This window comes from Microbacterium sp. AZCO (assembly GCF_039614715.1).
Taxonomy (GTDB): domain Bacteria; phylum Actinomycetota; class Actinomycetes; order Actinomycetales; family Microbacteriaceae; genus Microbacterium.
In genome coordinates this window covers 1,541,119-1,557,546 of the sequence record NZ_CP154857.1, presented here as the reverse complement: position 1 = coordinate 1,557,546, position 16,428 = coordinate 1,541,119, and the positions used below count along the sequence as shown (strand labels likewise).

At 67.5% G+C, this 16,428-nt stretch carries 15 protein-coding genes; 10 read left to right on the top strand and 5 right to left on the bottom strand.

The genetic code is table 11. The annotated features are described in order from the left end of the window. Positions 1-382: 382 nt before the first annotated feature. The 3 genes from AAIB33_RS07325 to AAIB33_RS07315 all read right to left on the bottom strand — a co-directional run bounded on the left by AAIB33_RS07325 (position 383) and on the right by AAIB33_RS07315 (position 2,185). Positions 383-544 (bottom strand): DUF1990 family protein, encoded by a 162-nt coding sequence (locus AAIB33_RS07325; protein WP_345802885.1) that lies wholly within the window; start codon positions 542-544, stop codon positions 383-385. Between the two features lie 110 nt (positions 545-654). Beyond that, positions 655-1,095: a hypothetical protein gene (locus tag AAIB33_RS07320; protein ID WP_345802884.1), complete on the bottom strand. Its 441-nt coding sequence runs from the start codon at positions 1,093-1,095 to the stop codon at positions 655-657. A gap of 478 nt (positions 1,096-1,573) precedes the next feature. Continuing rightward, positions 1,574-2,185, bottom strand: a complete 612-nt coding sequence (locus tag AAIB33_RS07315) for a hypothetical protein (protein ID WP_345802883.1) — start codon at positions 2,183-2,185, stop codon at positions 1,574-1,576. A gap of 63 nt (positions 2,186-2,248) precedes the next feature. Between AAIB33_RS07315 and AAIB33_RS07310 the strand changes: the two genes are divergently transcribed. After that, positions 2,249-4,015, top strand: coding sequence for an alkaline phosphatase family protein (locus AAIB33_RS07310; protein WP_345802882.1), 1,767 nt, complete (start codon positions 2,249-2,251; stop codon positions 4,013-4,015). Positions 4,016-4,085: 70 nt separating this feature from the next. Here the strand turns inward: AAIB33_RS07310 and AAIB33_RS07305 are convergent, their stop codons facing one another. Continuing rightward, the gene (locus AAIB33_RS07305) at positions 4,086-4,952 is read right to left on the bottom strand and encodes a MarR family transcriptional regulator (RefSeq protein ID WP_345802881.1); all 867 of its coding nucleotides are present in this window, start codon (positions 4,950-4,952) and stop codon (positions 4,086-4,088) included. A gap of 154 nt (positions 4,953-5,106) precedes the next feature. On the opposite strand from AAIB33_RS07305, the gene AAIB33_RS07300 reads away from it, so the two are divergent. The 6 genes from AAIB33_RS07300 (at position 5,107) to AAIB33_RS07275 (ending at position 11,298) form a co-directional block, all read left to right on the top strand. Beyond that, entirely contained in the window at positions 5,107-5,604 is a 498-nt protein-coding gene (locus tag AAIB33_RS07300; protein WP_345802880.1) for a hypothetical protein, read from the top strand. Beyond that, on the top strand, positions 5,601-6,395 hold the full coding sequence (locus tag AAIB33_RS07295; RefSeq protein ID WP_345802879.1) for a CPBP family intramembrane glutamic endopeptidase: 795 nt from the start codon (positions 5,601-5,603) through the stop codon (positions 6,393-6,395). Before AAIB33_RS07300 ends, AAIB33_RS07295 begins: the two co-directional genes overlap by 4 nt. Before the next feature lie 87 nt (positions 6,396-6,482). Further along, positions 6,483-9,344 carry an HAD-IC family P-type ATPase gene (locus AAIB33_RS07290; protein ID WP_345802878.1) on the top strand — a complete coding sequence of 954 codons (2,862 nt, stop codon included), beginning with the start codon at positions 6,483-6,485 and terminating at the stop codon, positions 9,342-9,344. Positions 9,345-9,638: 294 nt separating this feature from the next. Then, entirely contained in the window at positions 9,639-10,034 is a 396-nt protein-coding gene (locus tag AAIB33_RS07285; protein WP_345802877.1) for a VOC family protein, read from the top strand. Positions 10,035-10,114: 80 nt separating this feature from the next. Next, positions 10,115-10,705, top strand: coding sequence for a thymidine kinase (locus AAIB33_RS07280; RefSeq protein WP_345802876.1), 591 nt, complete (start codon positions 10,115-10,117; stop codon positions 10,703-10,705). A gap of 344 nt (positions 10,706-11,049) precedes the next feature. Further along, on the top strand, positions 11,050-11,298 hold the full coding sequence (locus tag AAIB33_RS07275) for a hypothetical protein (protein WP_345802875.1): 249 nt from the start codon (positions 11,050-11,052) through the stop codon (positions 11,296-11,298). Positions 11,299-11,370: 72 nt separating this feature from the next. Here AAIB33_RS07275 and AAIB33_RS07270 read toward each other — a convergent pair whose 3' ends face one another. Next, positions 11,371-12,330 (bottom strand): LysR family transcriptional regulator, encoded by a 960-nt coding sequence (locus AAIB33_RS07270; protein WP_345802874.1) that lies wholly within the window; start codon positions 12,328-12,330, stop codon positions 11,371-11,373. A 121-nt stretch (positions 12,331-12,451) separates the two neighbouring features. Here AAIB33_RS07270 and AAIB33_RS07265 point away from each other — a divergent pair, with 121 nt between their 5' ends. Genes AAIB33_RS07265 through AAIB33_RS07255 form a run of 3 tightly spaced genes read left to right on the top strand, consistent with a single transcriptional unit; the run spans position 12,452 to position 16,428 of the window. Beyond that, positions 12,452-13,996, top strand: a complete 1,545-nt coding sequence (locus tag AAIB33_RS07265; RefSeq protein WP_345802873.1) for an amino acid decarboxylase — start codon at positions 12,452-12,454, stop codon at positions 13,994-13,996. Positions 13,997-14,029: 33 nt separating this feature from the next. Further along, positions 14,030-15,526 (top strand): amino acid permease, encoded by a 1,497-nt coding sequence (locus AAIB33_RS07260; protein WP_345802872.1) that lies wholly within the window; start codon positions 14,030-14,032, stop codon positions 15,524-15,526. Continuing rightward, positions 15,523-16,428, top strand: coding sequence for a universal stress protein (locus AAIB33_RS07255; RefSeq protein WP_345802871.1), 906 nt, complete (start codon positions 15,523-15,525; stop codon positions 16,426-16,428). The genes AAIB33_RS07260 and AAIB33_RS07255 overlap by 4 nt, the downstream gene beginning before the upstream one ends.

The following is a 16,428-nucleotide window of genomic DNA, read 5'->3' as shown; positions in this document are numbered from 1 at the left end:
GGTCCCTCTGCGAACACTTGGCGGGGAGGGGCGGCGAACCGATCATCAATGCGGAGCGGGCGAGTCGAGAGCTTTCAGGTAGCGCCGCGTCATGTGAGCTTGCACGAGGCGAGCTATCGGGGCACCGAGTCGCGTGAACCAGCGGGCCGGCGTGGAGCAGTGATCCTGAAGGTCACATCGCCGCTAGGCGTGAGGCAGACCTCGAAGCGTTCTTCTCCCCGCTCGGGGTGGCCGGGGAGAGTGCCGTAGGCGAAGCCGCAAGAGTTGGCGGTACGGTCGGCCCAGACGACGAGGCACGGGATGTTGAATCTCAGCGGCCACACGCGCAACTGCATCTCTACGCGTGTGCCCTCACGCATCGGCGTCTCAGATAGCCGAACGCTTAACCGGCTCGACGTTGCACCTGGCCGGCAAGCAGGTCGTCGGCCGCGCGCTCGAATGCATGCTGCCCGTGATCGATCACGCGTTCCGTTTGCAGGTGATGGTAGCCAGTCGGCAGTTCCCCGGCGGTAGCGCCGATCTCTGCATAGGTGACAGGAAGCATCGGCTCTACCGTAGGCGCTCGGGCGAGCACCGCGGCCGGAGCGTTCGCGGGGGGCATCCAACGGGTTGAACTCGTTCGCGCCCGCGCGCAACGGTGGTTGAACGTGCCGTTTAGAAGTCCTCTGGAGAAACGCCCATCTCCTGGAGGACCTGCTCGCGATGGTCGTGTGGCACGCACTCGGCGTCGTACTGGCCGTGATGATCGTCGTTATCGTTCCAAAGAAATCGACCGGCCTTCAAGTCGTTCACCGTGAGCCAGTCAGGCGGGTAGTCCTCAAACGACGGCTCGCGATCGCCGTTGCTCCAGACCACGATGAACCACACCCACCACTGTCGGGTGAAGAGCCGCGATGGTGACCAGAACGTGCCGACGGTCGACGCGACATGCCCTTCAACTTTGCCGTCCCGCGTGAGAACAGCGACGCCCCCTCGGAACGCATCGAGGCTCGCGTCAGGCTCGGGATCGCGCAGCACGAGCTCATCGTACGAGATCCGCCCTTCGCCAATTGCGCCCGAGAACCGGTCGCTGTACGCGCGCTCGGTGGCTCCCACGCGCGACCTTAAGTCCGCGGGCCGCGCAGCGCACGGATAGCCCGCCCGCTGTTCGGCGCGTTGCGCGGGCGCTATCCGAGCGAGGTGGAGCGCCTTGGCGAGGGGGATTGAGGACCGGCGCGGCCCGGTCGCCGCGGGAGCACTTTCGGGGACAGATTCAGTGTCAAAAACGCTCCGCGCGCCGCTTTCGACCCGCATCAACACGGAGCGACACGTAAGCTGAAGGAGCCGACATCCGCAGAATCACGCGGATCTCGGGGGAGTGGCGCAGGTGCTCGAGGTGCCCGGATCAGATCAGTTGTTCTTGGTTCGAGTCCAGGTACCCCAGCCACAGCCCCCGAGTTCCCGCGGGAACCGGGGGTTTTTGCGTTTCCGGAACCACGTTCAACGCTCCGAAATGGACAAGTGTCGTTGCGCGAGGAAGAAGGGAGTCACCGAGGAACGGGGCTTCTTCGATGACCCAGCTTGGATGCTCCGTTCACAGGCTGCCGCCGCTGACAGGCCGCGAAGTCGAGATGCGGGCGTCGACCCACGCCGCTGCCCACACTGCCGCCAGTCCACAGATCGCCACCGTCAGCTGCACGATCAGTGCGTAAACGCCCGTCGTGATGTTGACGTCCTCCAGCGCGATCGCCAGGAGCGACGGCACGATGCAGACGAGAGCGAACAGCCACGTGATCGCGCGGCGTCCACGCGCGATGAGCCACCCGCCGACTGCGGCGAGGAGTGTGGCAAACCCTTGATCCAGCACGAACGACCAGAACCCGACCGGCTCGGTCACCACGCCCGCTCCACGTAACAGGTTGAACGTCGCAAATATGAAGAGCGTCACGCACACGAGGGTGATCCCGCCGAGACGCCGATATCCGTTGGTGGGCAGGATCGCGAGCGCGAGCACCATCCCCGCCACCACGGCCAGGAACTGAAGCGCGTTGAGCAGGGGGATGTCGCTGCTGATCGCACCGACATAGTTCTCCGAGCGGATCACCGCCGAGAAATCGGTGGAGCACGCCAGATAGGTGCTGTAGACCATCGCCGTCACCGACGCGCCGTATCGGACGCCTCGGTCGAACTTCACCGGTTCGTCCATAGGCCGACGATATAGCCACACAATGGAGTCCGACGGTTGCCACGGGACGCGAAGGAGGCGCACATGGTCGACCGGGTTGCACCGATGTCGACGTCGCGCTCCGGTGACGACGCGTCGCCGCCACCTCCCGTGCCGTCCCGGCGGGATTTCCTGAGACGAATCGGGGTAGGCGCTGCCGGCCTGGCCATCGGCGGCTCCGCCGCTGCTGCGGCGACGGCCGCGGCCACGGTGCATCCGCCGGAATTCGCCCCGCTTTCTCCGCGACAGGCGCCCGGCTTCGACCATGTCGTGGTCGTGATGTTCGAGAACCGCAGCTTCGACAACGTCTTGGGTCGCCTCTACAGCGCTGAGGAGAAGACGTCCACTCAGTTCGACGGCCTTCTTCAGGGCAAGTACTCCAACGCGGCGCCGGACGGCACGCGGATCAACGCCCAGGTGTATCAGGGATCGACCGACTCGATCATGCAGCAGCCTCAGCCTGATCCCGGGGAGACCTTCCCGCACGTCAACACTCAACTGTTCAACGTCGTCGATCCGCCCGAGAATGCCACGCGAACGGGCAACGATCACCTCGATCCCTTCAATGCACCATCACCGGATCAGTCGGCGACCAATGACGGATTCGTGCGCGATTACGTCACCAACTTCAGACTGCACAAGAACCGCGAGCCCAAGCCGGAGGAGTTGAAGGTGGCGATGGGAGGCTTCGAGCCGCAGATGCTGCCGGTCGTGTCGGCGCTCGCTCGCTCGTTCGCCGTCTACGACCGCTGGTTCGCTGCCGTGCCTTCGCAGACCTTCTGCAATCGGTCGTTCTTCCACGCTTCCACCTCCCACGGCTATGTGACGAATCACGGCGGGGACGACTACTACAAGTGGATCGACGGCCCCGACGCCCCGACGGTCTTCAATCGACTCGAGGAAGCGGGCATCCCCTGGCGGGTCTATTACGACTCCTCCCAGTTGCTGTCGCTGACAGGCATGATCCATGCTCCCGCTCTGCAGCGGTACTGGAAGACGAACTTTCGCGTGATGGAGCAGTTCTACGAGGACGCCGCCAACGGCACCCTTCCTGCGTACGCGTTCATCGAGCCGCGGATGGTCTTCAATCACAACGACATGCACCCCCCGTGGGGTGAGATCCGAGAGGGCGAACTGGAGCTCGAAGACGGCTCCACGCTGCAGATCCAGAACAGCGCGTACTCGGACGTGCGCGCCGGGGACAAGCTCGTGCAGGACATCTACGACGCGATTCGGGAGAGCAGCACCTCGCGCGGGTCGAACGCCATGAACACGGCACTCCTCATCACGTTCGATGAGCACGGCGGCACCTTCGATCACGTGGCACCGCCCTCGACCGTTCCGCCCGACGCGACGGGCCCCGGGGAGATGGGGTTCCGTTTCGATCGTCTCGGATGCCGCGTGCCGGCGATCCTCGTAAGCGCCTACACGGCTGCCGGGACCGTCATCCACGACGAGATGCACCACGGGTCGGTCATCAATACGCTGAGCCGTCTGCACGGGCTCAGACCGCTGACCGCTCGGGACGCCGGCGCGAACTCCATCATCAACGCGGTCAATCTCGACGCGCCGAGACAGCCCTACACGTGGCCTCGGCCCGCATCGCTGTACGTTCCCCCCAATCCCGAGGGCCTCGATGCGAGTACGGAAGCCACACATCGCAAGCGTCCGCTCACGGCGCCCGCGCGGGGCCTGCTCGGCCTGCTCATCGCGCGTTTCGATCCCGGAAGCCCCGTGCCGACCACGTACGGCGAGGCGTATGACGCTCTGGCGTCCTACGGCAAGGGACTCTTCGGCACGTTCGACGACTGACGCGATCGCCGGTGACGAGCCGCGAGCCTGGCGGCTCGCCTCCGGACCCGGTCTTCTCAGAGTCCCTCCGTCATTCCTCCCGGTTCGCGGGCATCAGAGGGCGCTCAGCGGCGGCCCTGGAAGGACTCCACGCCGCCACTTCGGCGAACAGTGCGGCGAGCGACTCCCGCTGCTGCTCGATACCGTCCATCGCGTCGTGAACAGCCTGGAGTCCGTTCGCGGTGGCTTCAAGGGTGACGGCCCGCCGGTCGCCGGGCACTGCGCCTCGGTGGCGCGTGACGAACCCCTTGCTGCACAGCTGGTCGACGATGTAGGCCACACCTGCCCGTGACACCTCGAGCGAGGACACGAGGTCGTTCGGGCGCGCTCCGGGCTGCATCGCGATCTGCACGAGTGCGGCGCGCTGACGAGCCGCCAGCTGACCTTCCGTGACCGAGTCCGGCATGACTCGGACCAGGGCGACACCGGCCTCGCACACCCGGCGAAGCAGGTCGAACGCGTCCGCCGAGTTCTCCAGCTCCGAGGTGGGGCTGGCGAATCCCAATCCTTCGCTGATCTGGGTGGCGATCGGGGCACTCTGGACGAAGAACGCTGCGATGGAGGCGCGGAGCTCCTTCGCCTGCCGGTTCCCGTGGGCCGTGAGAAGAACCTGCACAGCCCGCCGGTCCGTGGGCGACGGCCGCGTGCTCACGAGACCTTCTGCTTGCAGGCGAGAGACCATCCGCGATGTCGCGCGACGATCGAGCTTCGCGATATCGGCCAGGGCGCGTGTCGTCGGCGAGGCGCCCGATACGATCACCGCGATCGCGAGGATGTCCTCGATCTCCGCCCAGCGGGTACCGAATGCTTCGTCGACGACGCGCGTCATCTCATCGTTGAAGTGTCCCAGCAACCCCATCGCCAGGAGCCGCGTTGTCGCGTCCATCTTCGGGCTCATTCCCTCCGCGTTCATTCAACCAGCGGACGTTGCGTCCTGCCCATAACCTCTCGCCCGCTGGAAAGTTTGCTCAGACTTGTCCTGATTCCTATAGCCTCGACACAAGACCGCCGGACCGGCAATCGTCGGCGGTGATCGAACCGAAGGGCAACGGATGTCGCGAGAAGAACATGCCCGCGAGGGCGCGCAGGCAGTGATTCCCGATGACGAGGTGCTCGACGTCGCAGTCGTCATGCCGCGCGGTTCGACGTTCGCCGGAGTCGTCGGTGCTACAGCCGGCCTCGCCGCCGGCGGCGATGGCAACAACGCAGTGGCGTGGGGTGTCACCGGCAGCGTGATCGGCGAGCGGGTGAACGCGGCATCCAAAGGCAGCTGCCCCTCCCTCGTGCTCGCGCTCTCCCCGACTCGGCTGTACGTGCTCGGTCGGAAGAAGACCGGATTGGTCGGCGGCTGGAAGAAGCTGCTGCCCGTCGCGCACATCGAGCGGAAGGACCTCGAGGTCACCAAGCACCGGCGGGGGACGGTCCTCGTCATCGGCCTGACCGACAAGTCCACGGGGAAGACGCTCGAGGTCGAAGCGCAGAACGTCGGCGGGCTCGGGCTCAAGGATCTGCTCGGCGATATCGAAACCACGGAAGGGACCGCCGAATGACCACGCACACCGAGGAGCGCTACAGGGTTCGGCCCCGAGTGTGGATCGGCCTCGTCATCTACTTCGCCTACGTCGCCGTCGTCTTCAGCGTTCAGAAGCTCTCCGGCATCCCGTACACCGACCTGGATGAGAGCGGAGGCAACCTCTTCCTCGGCGCGGGACTCTCGCTGATCATCGCGGCGATCCTCCTCGCCCTCACGACGACCCTCCTCGGGTGGTGGCGGCCCGCGTTGTTCGACCGCCATCGCGCAGCCCACAAGTGGCCGATCATCGCCCCCGCCATCATGGTCGTCGCGCTCATCCTCAACCTCGCTTCCACCGACTGGGGAGCCTACGACGGCGCCTTCTTCGCGGCATCCATCGTCCTTCTGCTCGTCGGCTTCACCGAGGAGCTCACCACGCGCGGTCTGCTGCTGGTAGGGCTGCGCAGCCGGCTGCCGGAGGTGTGGGTGTGGTTCCTCACCTCCGCCCTGTTCGGCGTCATGCACCTCATCAACGCGATCAGCGGTCAAGCGATCGGCGCAACACTGCAGCAGGTCATGCTGGCGTTCGGCGGCGGCACCATCTTCTACATCCTCCGCCGCGTCACCGGGAGCCTCATCTGGGCCATGGTTCTGCACGGCTTCTGGGACTTCTCGACATTTGCTCTCGGTCGCGGAACCCCTGGCCCCCTCTTCGCGGCCGGCGGATTCCTCGAGATCGTTGCGATCATCGTTGCGCTCATCGGCGTCGCCTTCGTGATCCGCGGAGCGGACGAGCGGATCCCGTCCGTGGCCGTCGCAACCCCGTGAGGTCTCAATCGTTCCCGCCCGACATCCCCATCCGGACGCCGGGACTCTGACTCGGTAGGGCGGTTCACGGTGAGCGGATCAACAGCGGTGGACGCCGACGCACTCGATCGAGCGGGACTCAGCTCTGCCGAGGTCGCGGAGCAGACCGCGGCGGGCCGCACGAACGCCTTCGCCCCGGACTCGAGTCGAAGTGCGTGGAACATCGTCCGGGCGAACGTCTTCACGCTCTTCAACGCGATCGTGTTCGCATGCTTCTTCGTGCTGTTCCTCGTCGGTCGGTGGCAAGACGCGCTCTTCGGGTTTGCGGCGTTTGCGAACGCCGTCATCGGGTGCGTGCAGGAGTTCCGTGCGAAGGCTGCCCTGGACCGGCTGGCTCTCTTGAACGCTCCCTCCGCCCGGGTGTTGCGAGACGGCGCCGAGGCGGAGATCGCCCCGGCGGCGGTGGTCCTCGGCGATCTCTTCGTGCTCCGCGCCGGCGATCAGGTGTGTGCGGATGCGACGGTGGTCGAGTCCCGCGGGCTGCAGATCGACGAGTCGATGCTCACCGGCGAGTCCGATGCGGTGGAGAAGGGATACGGCGACGAAGCCCTCTCGGGTTCGGTCGTCGTCGCCGGCGGAGGTCTGGCCAGGGTCGGCCGGGTGGGTGCGGACTCCTATGCCAACCGGTTCGCCGACGAGGCCAAGCGCTTCTCGCTTGTCGCGAGCGAGCTGCGCAGCTCGATCAATCGTGTGCTCCGCTGGGTTGGCTGGATCATCGGACCCGTCGGGCTTCTTGTCTTCAACGCGCAGGTCATGGTCGCAGGCGGATACGAAACCGCCTTCTCGACGGGGGCCTGGGTGCAGGCGGTGGTGAACACCATCGCCGCGCTCACGGCGATGATTCCACTCGGACTCGTCCTGATGACGAGCATCGCGTTCGCGGTCGGAGCCTCCAAACTCGGCGCCAAGCAGGTGCTCGTCAACGAGCTCGCCGCCGTCGAGGGCCTCGCGCGCGTCGACATCGTCTGCCTCGACAAGACGGGCACCCTCACCGTCGGTGACATCGTCTTCGACGCAGCTCATCCGCTCGCCGACGCGCCGGTGGATGCCGCAGACTGGCGTTCCGCGCTCGGGTGGTACGCCGCCTCACCCGACGCCAACGCGACGGCGCGGGCCATGCGCACCGGGTATCCCCTCGACGCCGCGCTCGCCCCCCGCGCCTACATCCCGTTCTCTTCGAAGCGTAAATGGAGCGCCGTCTCCTTCGACGAGCGCCCGGGGACCTGGGTGATGGGCGCGCCCGAGATGATCTTCGGCGATGACGCCGTCTCGACGGGCACCGAACTCGGACGCCTCGTGACGAGCCTTTCGCAGACCGGTCGACGCACGCTGGTGCTGGCCCGGTCGACAGACTCGCTGACTTCCGAAGACGCGGATGTCGAACAGTTGCCCATCCGGCTGGTCCCTGTCGTCGTGCTGACCTTCCGCGAGCAGGTGAGAGGCGACGCCGCTGAGACGCTCGCCTACTTCCGCCAGCAGGGAGTGGGCATCCGGATCATCTCCGGCGACAACCCACGCACGGTCGCCGCGATCGCTCGTGAACTCGGCTTGGACGCCGGCGAAGGCTACGACGCCCGCTTCCTTCCCCACGATGAGGGCGCCATGGCCGACGCGCTCGAGCAGAACGTCGTGTTCGGACGCGTCACCCCGGAGCAGAAGAAGGGGATGGTCACCGCGCTGCAGAGCCGCGGGCACACCGTCGCGATGACCGGCGACGGGGTCAACGACGCTCTCGCGATCAAGACCGCCGACATCGGCATCGCGATGAACTCCGGATCGCCCGCGACGAAGGCCGTCGCCCGGCTGGTGCTGCTCGACGGTCAGTTCTCGCACCTCCCCGACGTCGTCGCTGAGGGCAGGCAGGTCATCGCGAACATCGAGCGCGTATCGATGCTGTTCCTCAACAAGACGGTCTATGCCACGGCGCTCGCCATCATCTTCGGCATCCTCATCCTCGAGTTCCCGTTCCTGCCGAGACAGCTCTCGATCACCGACGGGCTCACCATCGGCATCCCGGCGTTCTTCCTCGCCCTGATGCCCAACGCGCAGCGCTACGTTCCCGGGTTCCTGCGCCGATCGCTGTCGTTCGCCGTTCCCTCGGGTCTCATCGTCGCCCTCGGCATCACCTGGTACACCCTCGTCGCGAACGGAATGGGGGTGTCAGAGGACCAGCTGAGGACGGGTGCCACGATCATCCTCGCAATCGTCGGCATCTGGATCCTCGCCGTGCTCGTGCGCCCGCTCAATCGCTACAAGGTGCTCGTCGTCGGCGCCATGTTCATCGCGCTCACAGTGGTCTTCACGGTCCCGCTGGCGACGGAGTTCTTCGCACTCGTCGATCCAGGCGAGGAACTCGCCGTCGCGCTCACCGGCATCGTCATCGTGATGATCGTCGCAATCGAGGTGGTGCGCCTGTTCCATCGACGTCTCGTCGCGAAGGCGCTGAACACGGGGGCGGATAGTGCGCGTTCCGGCGACGTCAACAGCCCGCGCCCTAGGTCGCCGGCTGCTTCGGTGGTCGTCACCGTCGTCGCGGTGCTGGCTTACGCCGGTGCACTGCTCGCCGCCGGCCTCGGCATCCTCATCCTGCTCAGCCGCTACGAGGTGACCGGAGACCCGGAGGTGCGCTTTGCGTCGACAATCGGGGCGAGCCTCTTGCTTCTCGGCCTGCTGGTGCTCAGCGCAGCGGCCGGCCTGCGCCGAGGAAGCGGGCTCGCGCGAATACTGGTGACGATCTTCTTCGCCGCGCTCGTCGTCCTGAACCTGCTCGTGCTGGTCGCGAGCGACCGCTGGGACTGGGGGACGGCGATCGCGGCTGCCCTCGCCGCAATTGTGGTCGTGCTCCTCTGGACGCCCCCGGCGGCCCACAGCTTCGGGCGGGTTCGAGACTCGTCGATGCTCGTCCCCTGACACCGGCAACGGCAGGATTCCTCATCGGTCACTGCCGCGAGCCGTGGGTGGTTGGGACGCCAGCAGTCGCCGTACAGTGCGTCAGGCGGACTGCACGGATACGCGTCACGGCGTCGTCACCCACGGGCTTAGCCGCATGCACGTCTGAGTGCTCATGGTCCTGACGCTCACGCTTCTCGGCAACACGACTGGGCGATCCATCCGTGCAGCTGAGATCGGGTCTCCTGTCTCGCCGGGGGTCGACCGGTCGCGGCTTGCATGGGAGTCTTGCTGCGAGACGGAAGGAGAGATGGCATGGTTACCGTTCAAGATGCGTTTATGGGGTTCAGTGTCGACGACATCGACGCCGCGCGGGAGTTCTACGGGTCAAGGTTGGGGCTCACCGTTGCGGATGAGCCTGCCACGGGCGGCCTTCGCCTCACGCTGCCCTCCGGGCAGCCGACCCTCATCTATCCCAAGCCTGACCACCAGCCGGCTGCATTCACGATCCTGAACCTCGTTGTCTCGGACATCGACACCGCGGTCGATGACCTCAATGCGGCGGGCATCGAGACGAAGATCTATACCGAGGGCTGGGCCTTCGGCACGGACGAGCGCGGCATCGCACACGGCTCGGAAGAGAATCCCGGTCCGAACATCGCATGGTTCAAGGATCCCGCCGGAAATGTCTTGAGCGTCATCGAGATGTGACGCTTTCGCCCGCCGCGATACCCGCACAGGCGGCAACCTTCATGTTCCAGCTGACGACGGCCTCAATCAAGCTCTGACCGATGTCCCGGAAATCGAACGGTCGGCTTCAAGTGGTCTGCGGGCCGATGTTCGCCGGCAAGTCCGAAGAGCTGCTGCGGCGAGTGCGCCGCGCACAACTTGCCGGACTCGCCGTCGAGGTCGTGAATCACGCGCTTGACGATCGGCACGCCGCGGGCCGGGTGGCCTCGCACTCCGGGCTCAGCATCGAGTCCCGATCAGTGCGCGACGTCGAGTCGCTGGTGGAGCTGGTCGGCGATCGCGAACTGGACCTGCTGGCAATCGACGAGGCCCAGTTCTTCAGGCCGGAGCTGGTCCCGGCGGTGAGCAGGCTGGTGCTCAGCGGGATGTCGGTGGTCGTCGCCGGGCTCTGCGTGACGTTCGATGGCCGCCCCTTCGAGCCCCTCCCGTCGCTCATGGCAGTCGCCGAGGACGTGGCGAAACTCACCGCCGTGTGCGCCGTCTGCGGGCAGGACGCACCGTTCCATCAGCGCGTGCTCGCCAACGCCGTCGCGGACGCTCGCGTCACGACCGCCGAGCACGTGGGCGGTATCGAGTCGTACCAGGGGCGCTGTAGGCAGCACTTCGGGGAACGCGGCGGTCGCTGGCCGTGATGCGTCGCCCAGCCTCACAGTGGTGTTCGGGCCTGGCGTGAGGAGGCGCTTGCGAATGTCTCGTCCGTTCTGGTGCGCCGTGCCCGTCCTGGTCGCCGTGGTGTTCGGGTTGTCTGGATGTGGAATGTCCACCATCGTCACCGACGCCCGGAACGCATCAATTCGCAACATGGCGGAGGTGATCACGGGCACGATGCCCGCATGACGCCCTACGCGGTCGACGCTGAGCGCGCAGATCTGGGATCGTCATGCGGGTAGCGCCCGTAGGCAGCGCGCGGCCCCTTGGCTGCGTTCCGTCCGGGCCGCATTGATGGTTCGCTGATCGGATGGGATCACATTCTGGCGTGCCGGCACCCGGCGAGGAACGAGTGCCGATTGCGGACGCACTCAGCGGCCTCGAGGTTCACCCTCTTGAGAAGGGAGAGACGGCGATCGAGGCTTTCGTGCTCATCAAGACCCTGGACCGCGATGGCAATGTGTCGTGGGGGTATCGGACAACGAATCGCCTCAATCGAGAAGAGCTGCTCGGGGCCCTGGTGGTTCAGGTTGCAGTCCTGAAGAAGGAGCTGCGCGACGAGTGGGACGACGACTGACCGGCCGGCAACGACAGCAGCGGATCCCCTTGCGCCGTCGCATCCAGCACCTTCCCCCGCATGGAGGGCTGTTCACAGCCGGTGATCGGCCGCCCGTCCCTCCGCGCCCGTCCGCACGGCGGCGAACCCGTCCCGGACCGCGGCGACCAGATGCCGAATGGCGGCCGACGGGCGGCGGCTCCCCTCCTCGGGGGACGGTGTCACCACGAGGATCGAGCGCACGAACGACGGGTCGTCGATCGGTCGCAGAACGATGCCGGGATGCTCGGCGGTTGTTGCGAGACGCGGGATGACCCCGATCGCCATACGAGCGGCAGTCATGCCGAGGAGCACCTGGAAGTCGTCGGTCCTGATCGCGATGTCGAGCACCTGCCCGTCCGCCGCGAACGCGTCGGCGAGAACGCGGTCGATCGCGTCGTCGGTGGACGTCGCGAACACCCAGCGCTCCCCGGGGAGCGAAAGGAGGGTGGCGAGGTCGATCGAGGCGCGCGCAGCGAGCGGATGGCCGGTGGGCAGTGCCAGCATGAGCGGATCGCGGTACACCTCCATCGCCTCCAGGCCCGGGCGGATCGGCAGCTCGTACCCGGGCACCGTGTAGACGAGCGCGGCGTCGAGCGCGCCACGGTTGATCCGGTCGACCAGCGTGGGGACTTCCTCGACCGACGCGTCGATCTCGATCCCGAGGTCGTCTGCGGAGGCCGCGACGAACGGCAGGATGCTTGCCGCCGCCGTCGCGAACGTGCCCAACCGCAGCCGCACCCTCCCGAGCTCGCCGAACTCGCGGGCGTCGGCGATCGCCCGTTCGCTGAGGGTGAGGATCTGATGCGCGCGCTCGAGCAGGAGCATGCCGACCGGTGTGAGCCGGCTACCCCGCGGCGAGCGCAGGAGCACGGGCGAGCCGACCAGCCGTTCGAGGTTCTTCAGGTGGTAGTCGACGGTCGGCTGACCCCATCCCAGCCGCCGTGCGGCCGCGGTGACTGATCCTTCGGCGTGCACCGCCTTGAGCGCTTCGAACTGCCGTAGATCGGCCATAAGTTGCCTCTTCCTCGTGGTCCTTCCCCGCCGGATCGGACACTGAGCCACATACACTCTATGTGAGGCGGGCGAAGATTGGGGGGTTCTCGTCCGCGCGCGCGGCCTCGAACATTGAGGAATGTCCCTCACGCATCCGTCGGCACCCGACCGGTCCCTTTCGCTCGCCGAGGCCGATCTCCGGCACTGGGAGACGCCATACGCGGATGCGCTGGAGCGGCACGCGGGACGCTCTCCGCTCTCGCTGATGGTGCCCGGGCACGGGATGGACGACCTCGGCCTCAGCGCACGCCTCGCCGCCTTCCTCGGCCCGCGGCCGCTGGAGCTGGACGCCCCCATGCTGATCGACGACATCGACCTGGGCGACGACTCGCCGCTGAGCCGGGCGCTCGAGCTCGCGGCGGACGCGTGGGGCGCGCGCCGCACCTGGTTCCTGACCGCCGGCGCCTCGCAGGCCAACCGGATCGCCGCGCTGGCCGTGCGCGGGCTAGGGGTGAACATCCTTTCGCAGCGGAGCGCGCACTCCAGCTTCAGCGACGGCGTCCTCTCCGCCGGGCTGATCCCCTCGTTCGTCATGCCGTCGGTCGACACCACCCACGGCGTCGCGCACGGCGTCTCACCGGCAGCGCTCGACGAAGCGCTGACCGCTGCGGCCAGTGCCGGGCATGCCGCCGATGCGGTGTACATCGTCTCGCCCAGCTACTTCGGCGCGGTGGCCGACGTCGCCGGCCTGGCCCAGGTGGCGCACGCGCATGGGGCGCCGCTCGTCGTGGACGGCGCGTGGGGTCCGCACTTCGGCTTCCACCCCGAGCTCCCCGAGACGCCCACGCGGCTGGGCGCGGACCTGGTCGTGTCGAGCACCCACAAGCTGGGCGGCTCGCTCACCCAGTCGGCCATGCTGCACCTGGGCGACGGTCCGTTCGCCGATGCGCTCGAACCACTGGTCGAGCGAGCGGTCTCGATCACGGCATCCACCTCTACCTCTGCACTGCTGCAGGCATCGCTCGATATCGCGCGCCACTCCCTCGCGACCGGTGCGGAGCTGATCGGCCGGTCCACCGCAGCGGCCGAGGCGTTCCGCGACGCGCTGCGCGCCGATCGGCGATTCGGGGTGCTGAGCGACGGGTTCGGGGCGTTCGACGACATCGTCGCCGTAGACCCGCTGCGGGTGCCGATCGACGTGTCGCAGACGGGCGTCAGCGGCCATTGGCTGCGGCAGCGCCTGATCGAGGCGGACGGCATCTTCTTCGAGATGTCGACCGCGACCACCCTCGTCGCCTTGATCGGCCCCGGGAAGACACCCGACCTCGCTCGCGCCCACCGGGCGCTCGTCGCCGCGGTCGACTCGGCGGACGCGTCCGCCGAGCGGTCGAGCGGCGGGCCCCACGACTTTCCCGCCCTTCCCGCGCCCGGCCCGGTGCGCATCCTGCCGCGGGACGCGTTCTTCGCCGACACCGAAGTCGTACCCGCGACCGAGGCGGTCGGCCGCATCTCGGCCGACACCCTGGCGGCCTATCCGCCGGGGATCCCGAATCTCATCCCCGGCGAGGAGATCACGGCCGAGACCGTGGCCTTCCTCCAGGCAGTGGCCACCTCCCCGTCCGGTCATGTGCGCGGCGCCATCGACCCCACGGTCGAACGGTTCCGGGTGACCCGATCGCGCTGAGCTTCAGACCCTCACCAATCGAAGGAGACTGGTATGCCCACCATCGCCCAGCAGCTGCTGCGCAGAAAGCCGACGACCCCGCCCGCAGCAGGTGAGGCGCACCTGAAGCGCAGCATCGGCCTGTTCTCGCTGACCATGATCGGCGTCGGTGGGACGCTCGGCACCGGGATCTTCTTCATCCTGTCGCAGGCGGTCCCCGTGGCCGGCCCGGCGGTGATCTGGTCGTTCGTCATCGGCGGCGTCGTCGCCGGCCTCACCGCCCTGTGCTATGCGGAAATGGCGGGCGCCGTCCCGGTCTCCGGCTCGACCTACTCCTATGCGTACGCGACGCTCGGCGAGGGCGCGGCCATGGCGGTCGGTGCCTGTCTGCTGCTGGAATACGGCGTCTCGACCGCTGCCGTCGCCGTCGGCTGGTCGCAGTACGTGAACCAGCTGCTGCAGAACGTCGTCGGCTGGCAGTTGCCCGTAGAGCTCTCGCAGGCGCCGGAACAAGGCGGCATCATCAACGTCCCCGCAGTGGTGGTCATCGTGCTCTGCTCGCTCCTGCTGCTGCGCGGAGTGCGCGAGTCGACGACCGTCAACAGCATCATGGTGGTCATCAAGATCGCCGTCATCGTGTTCTTCTGCGCCGTCGCGTTCACCGGCTGGAACGCCGATCATTTCCACAACTTCGCGCCCGCCGGGTTCGCGGGCATCGTCGGCGGCGCCGGGATCATCTTCTTCTCGTTCGTCGGCCTCGACGCGGTGTCGACCGCCGGTGAGGAGGCGAAGAACCCCAGGCGGAACCTCCCGCTCGCGATCATCTTTGCCCTGCTGATCATCATCCTGCTGTACGTCGCCACCAGCCTCGCCGCCCTGGGCGCGCAGGCTCCGGAGAAGTTCGAGAACCAGGATGCGGGACTCGCAGCGATCCTCCAGAACATCATCGGCTCCAGCTGGCCTGGGACCGTCGTCGCCATCGGCGCGATCATCTCCATCTTCTCGGTGACGCTGGTCGTGCTGTACGGGCAGACGCGCATCCTCTTCGCCATGTCGCGCGACGGGATGATCCCGCCCGTCTTCGCGAAGGTGAACCCGCGGACGATGACCCCGGTCCGCAACACCGTCATCGTCATGATCGCCACGAGCGTGCTGGCAGCCGTCATCCCGATCGACTTCCTCGCCGAGATGACGAGCATCGGCACGCTCGTCGCCTTCCTCGTCGTGTCGCTGGGCGTCATCATCCTGCGTGTGCGCGAGCCGGAACTGGAGCGGGGCTTCCGCCTCCCGCTCGGCTGGACCATCCCGATCCTCTCGATCGTCGGCTGCATCGCGATCATCACGCAGCTGCGCGTGATCACGATCGTCGTCTTCGTGATCTGGACCGCCCTGTTCCTGGTCTTCTACTGGTTCTACGGCCGCAAGCACTCGGCGCTGCAGGCGGAGCGCCCTGTCGCGGATGCGGAGCCCCCGTACACGAGCAATGTCGCTCAGCCCAGCAGGAGTGAGATCCGCGAGGCTGCCGCACGGCGGAAGGCGGACCTCAGATGAGCATGGTCGTCGGGGTGGACCCGGCGCACCGCTCCGCGTCCGCACTGCACCTTGCCGCGCTGCTCGCGCGTTCCTCCGGCACCGGCGTGATCGTTGCCGCTGTCGTGCCGCCCGCGTGGCCGTCGACGGCGGGCGGAGCCGACGCCGAGTGGCGTGGCTACACGCGAGAGAACGCGGACCGCGCCCTCGACCACGCGGCCGCCGTGCTTGGTGGTTCGACCTCGACCGAGTACCTGCTGCACGAGGCCCCGTCGGCCCGGCGCGGCCTGACGGAACTCGCCGAGCAGCGCGGCGCATCCCTGATCGTCGTCGGGTCCGGCGCGGACGCCGACCCGGGGCGCATCGCGCTCGGTGCCGAGAGCGACACCCTCCTGCACGCGTCGCCGGTTCCGGTCGCGATCGCACCACGCGCGTATCGCACGGAGGAGGATGCACGCGTCACAGGGGTGACCGCGGCCTACCGGGGCACGGGCGCATCGGCCGGGCTGGTGCTCGGCGCCGCGGGAGTGGCTGCCTCAGTCGGCGCGGAACTGCGCGTCGCCTCCTTCGCGGTCGTTCCCCGCGATTCGGGGACGTCCGGCGCAGGCCTCGACGCCGAGCTGCCGATCGCGAGCACCTGGGCGGCGGACATCGAGCGTCAGGCAGCGACGGTCGTGCGCCAGGTCGGCGAGCTGGACGGGGGCCCCACCGTCTCCAGCGTCGACATCGGCTTCGGAGACACGTGGGAGTCGGCGATCGCCGACATCGCCTGGAGGCCGGGGGAGGTGCTGGTCGTCGGCTCGAGCACGCTCGGCCCGATCGCCCGCGTGTTCCTCGGGTCGCACGCCACGAAGATCGTCCGACACTCGCCCGTGCCGGTCGTCGTCGTGCCGCACAGCGTTGCACCGCACGGAAGGGCATGA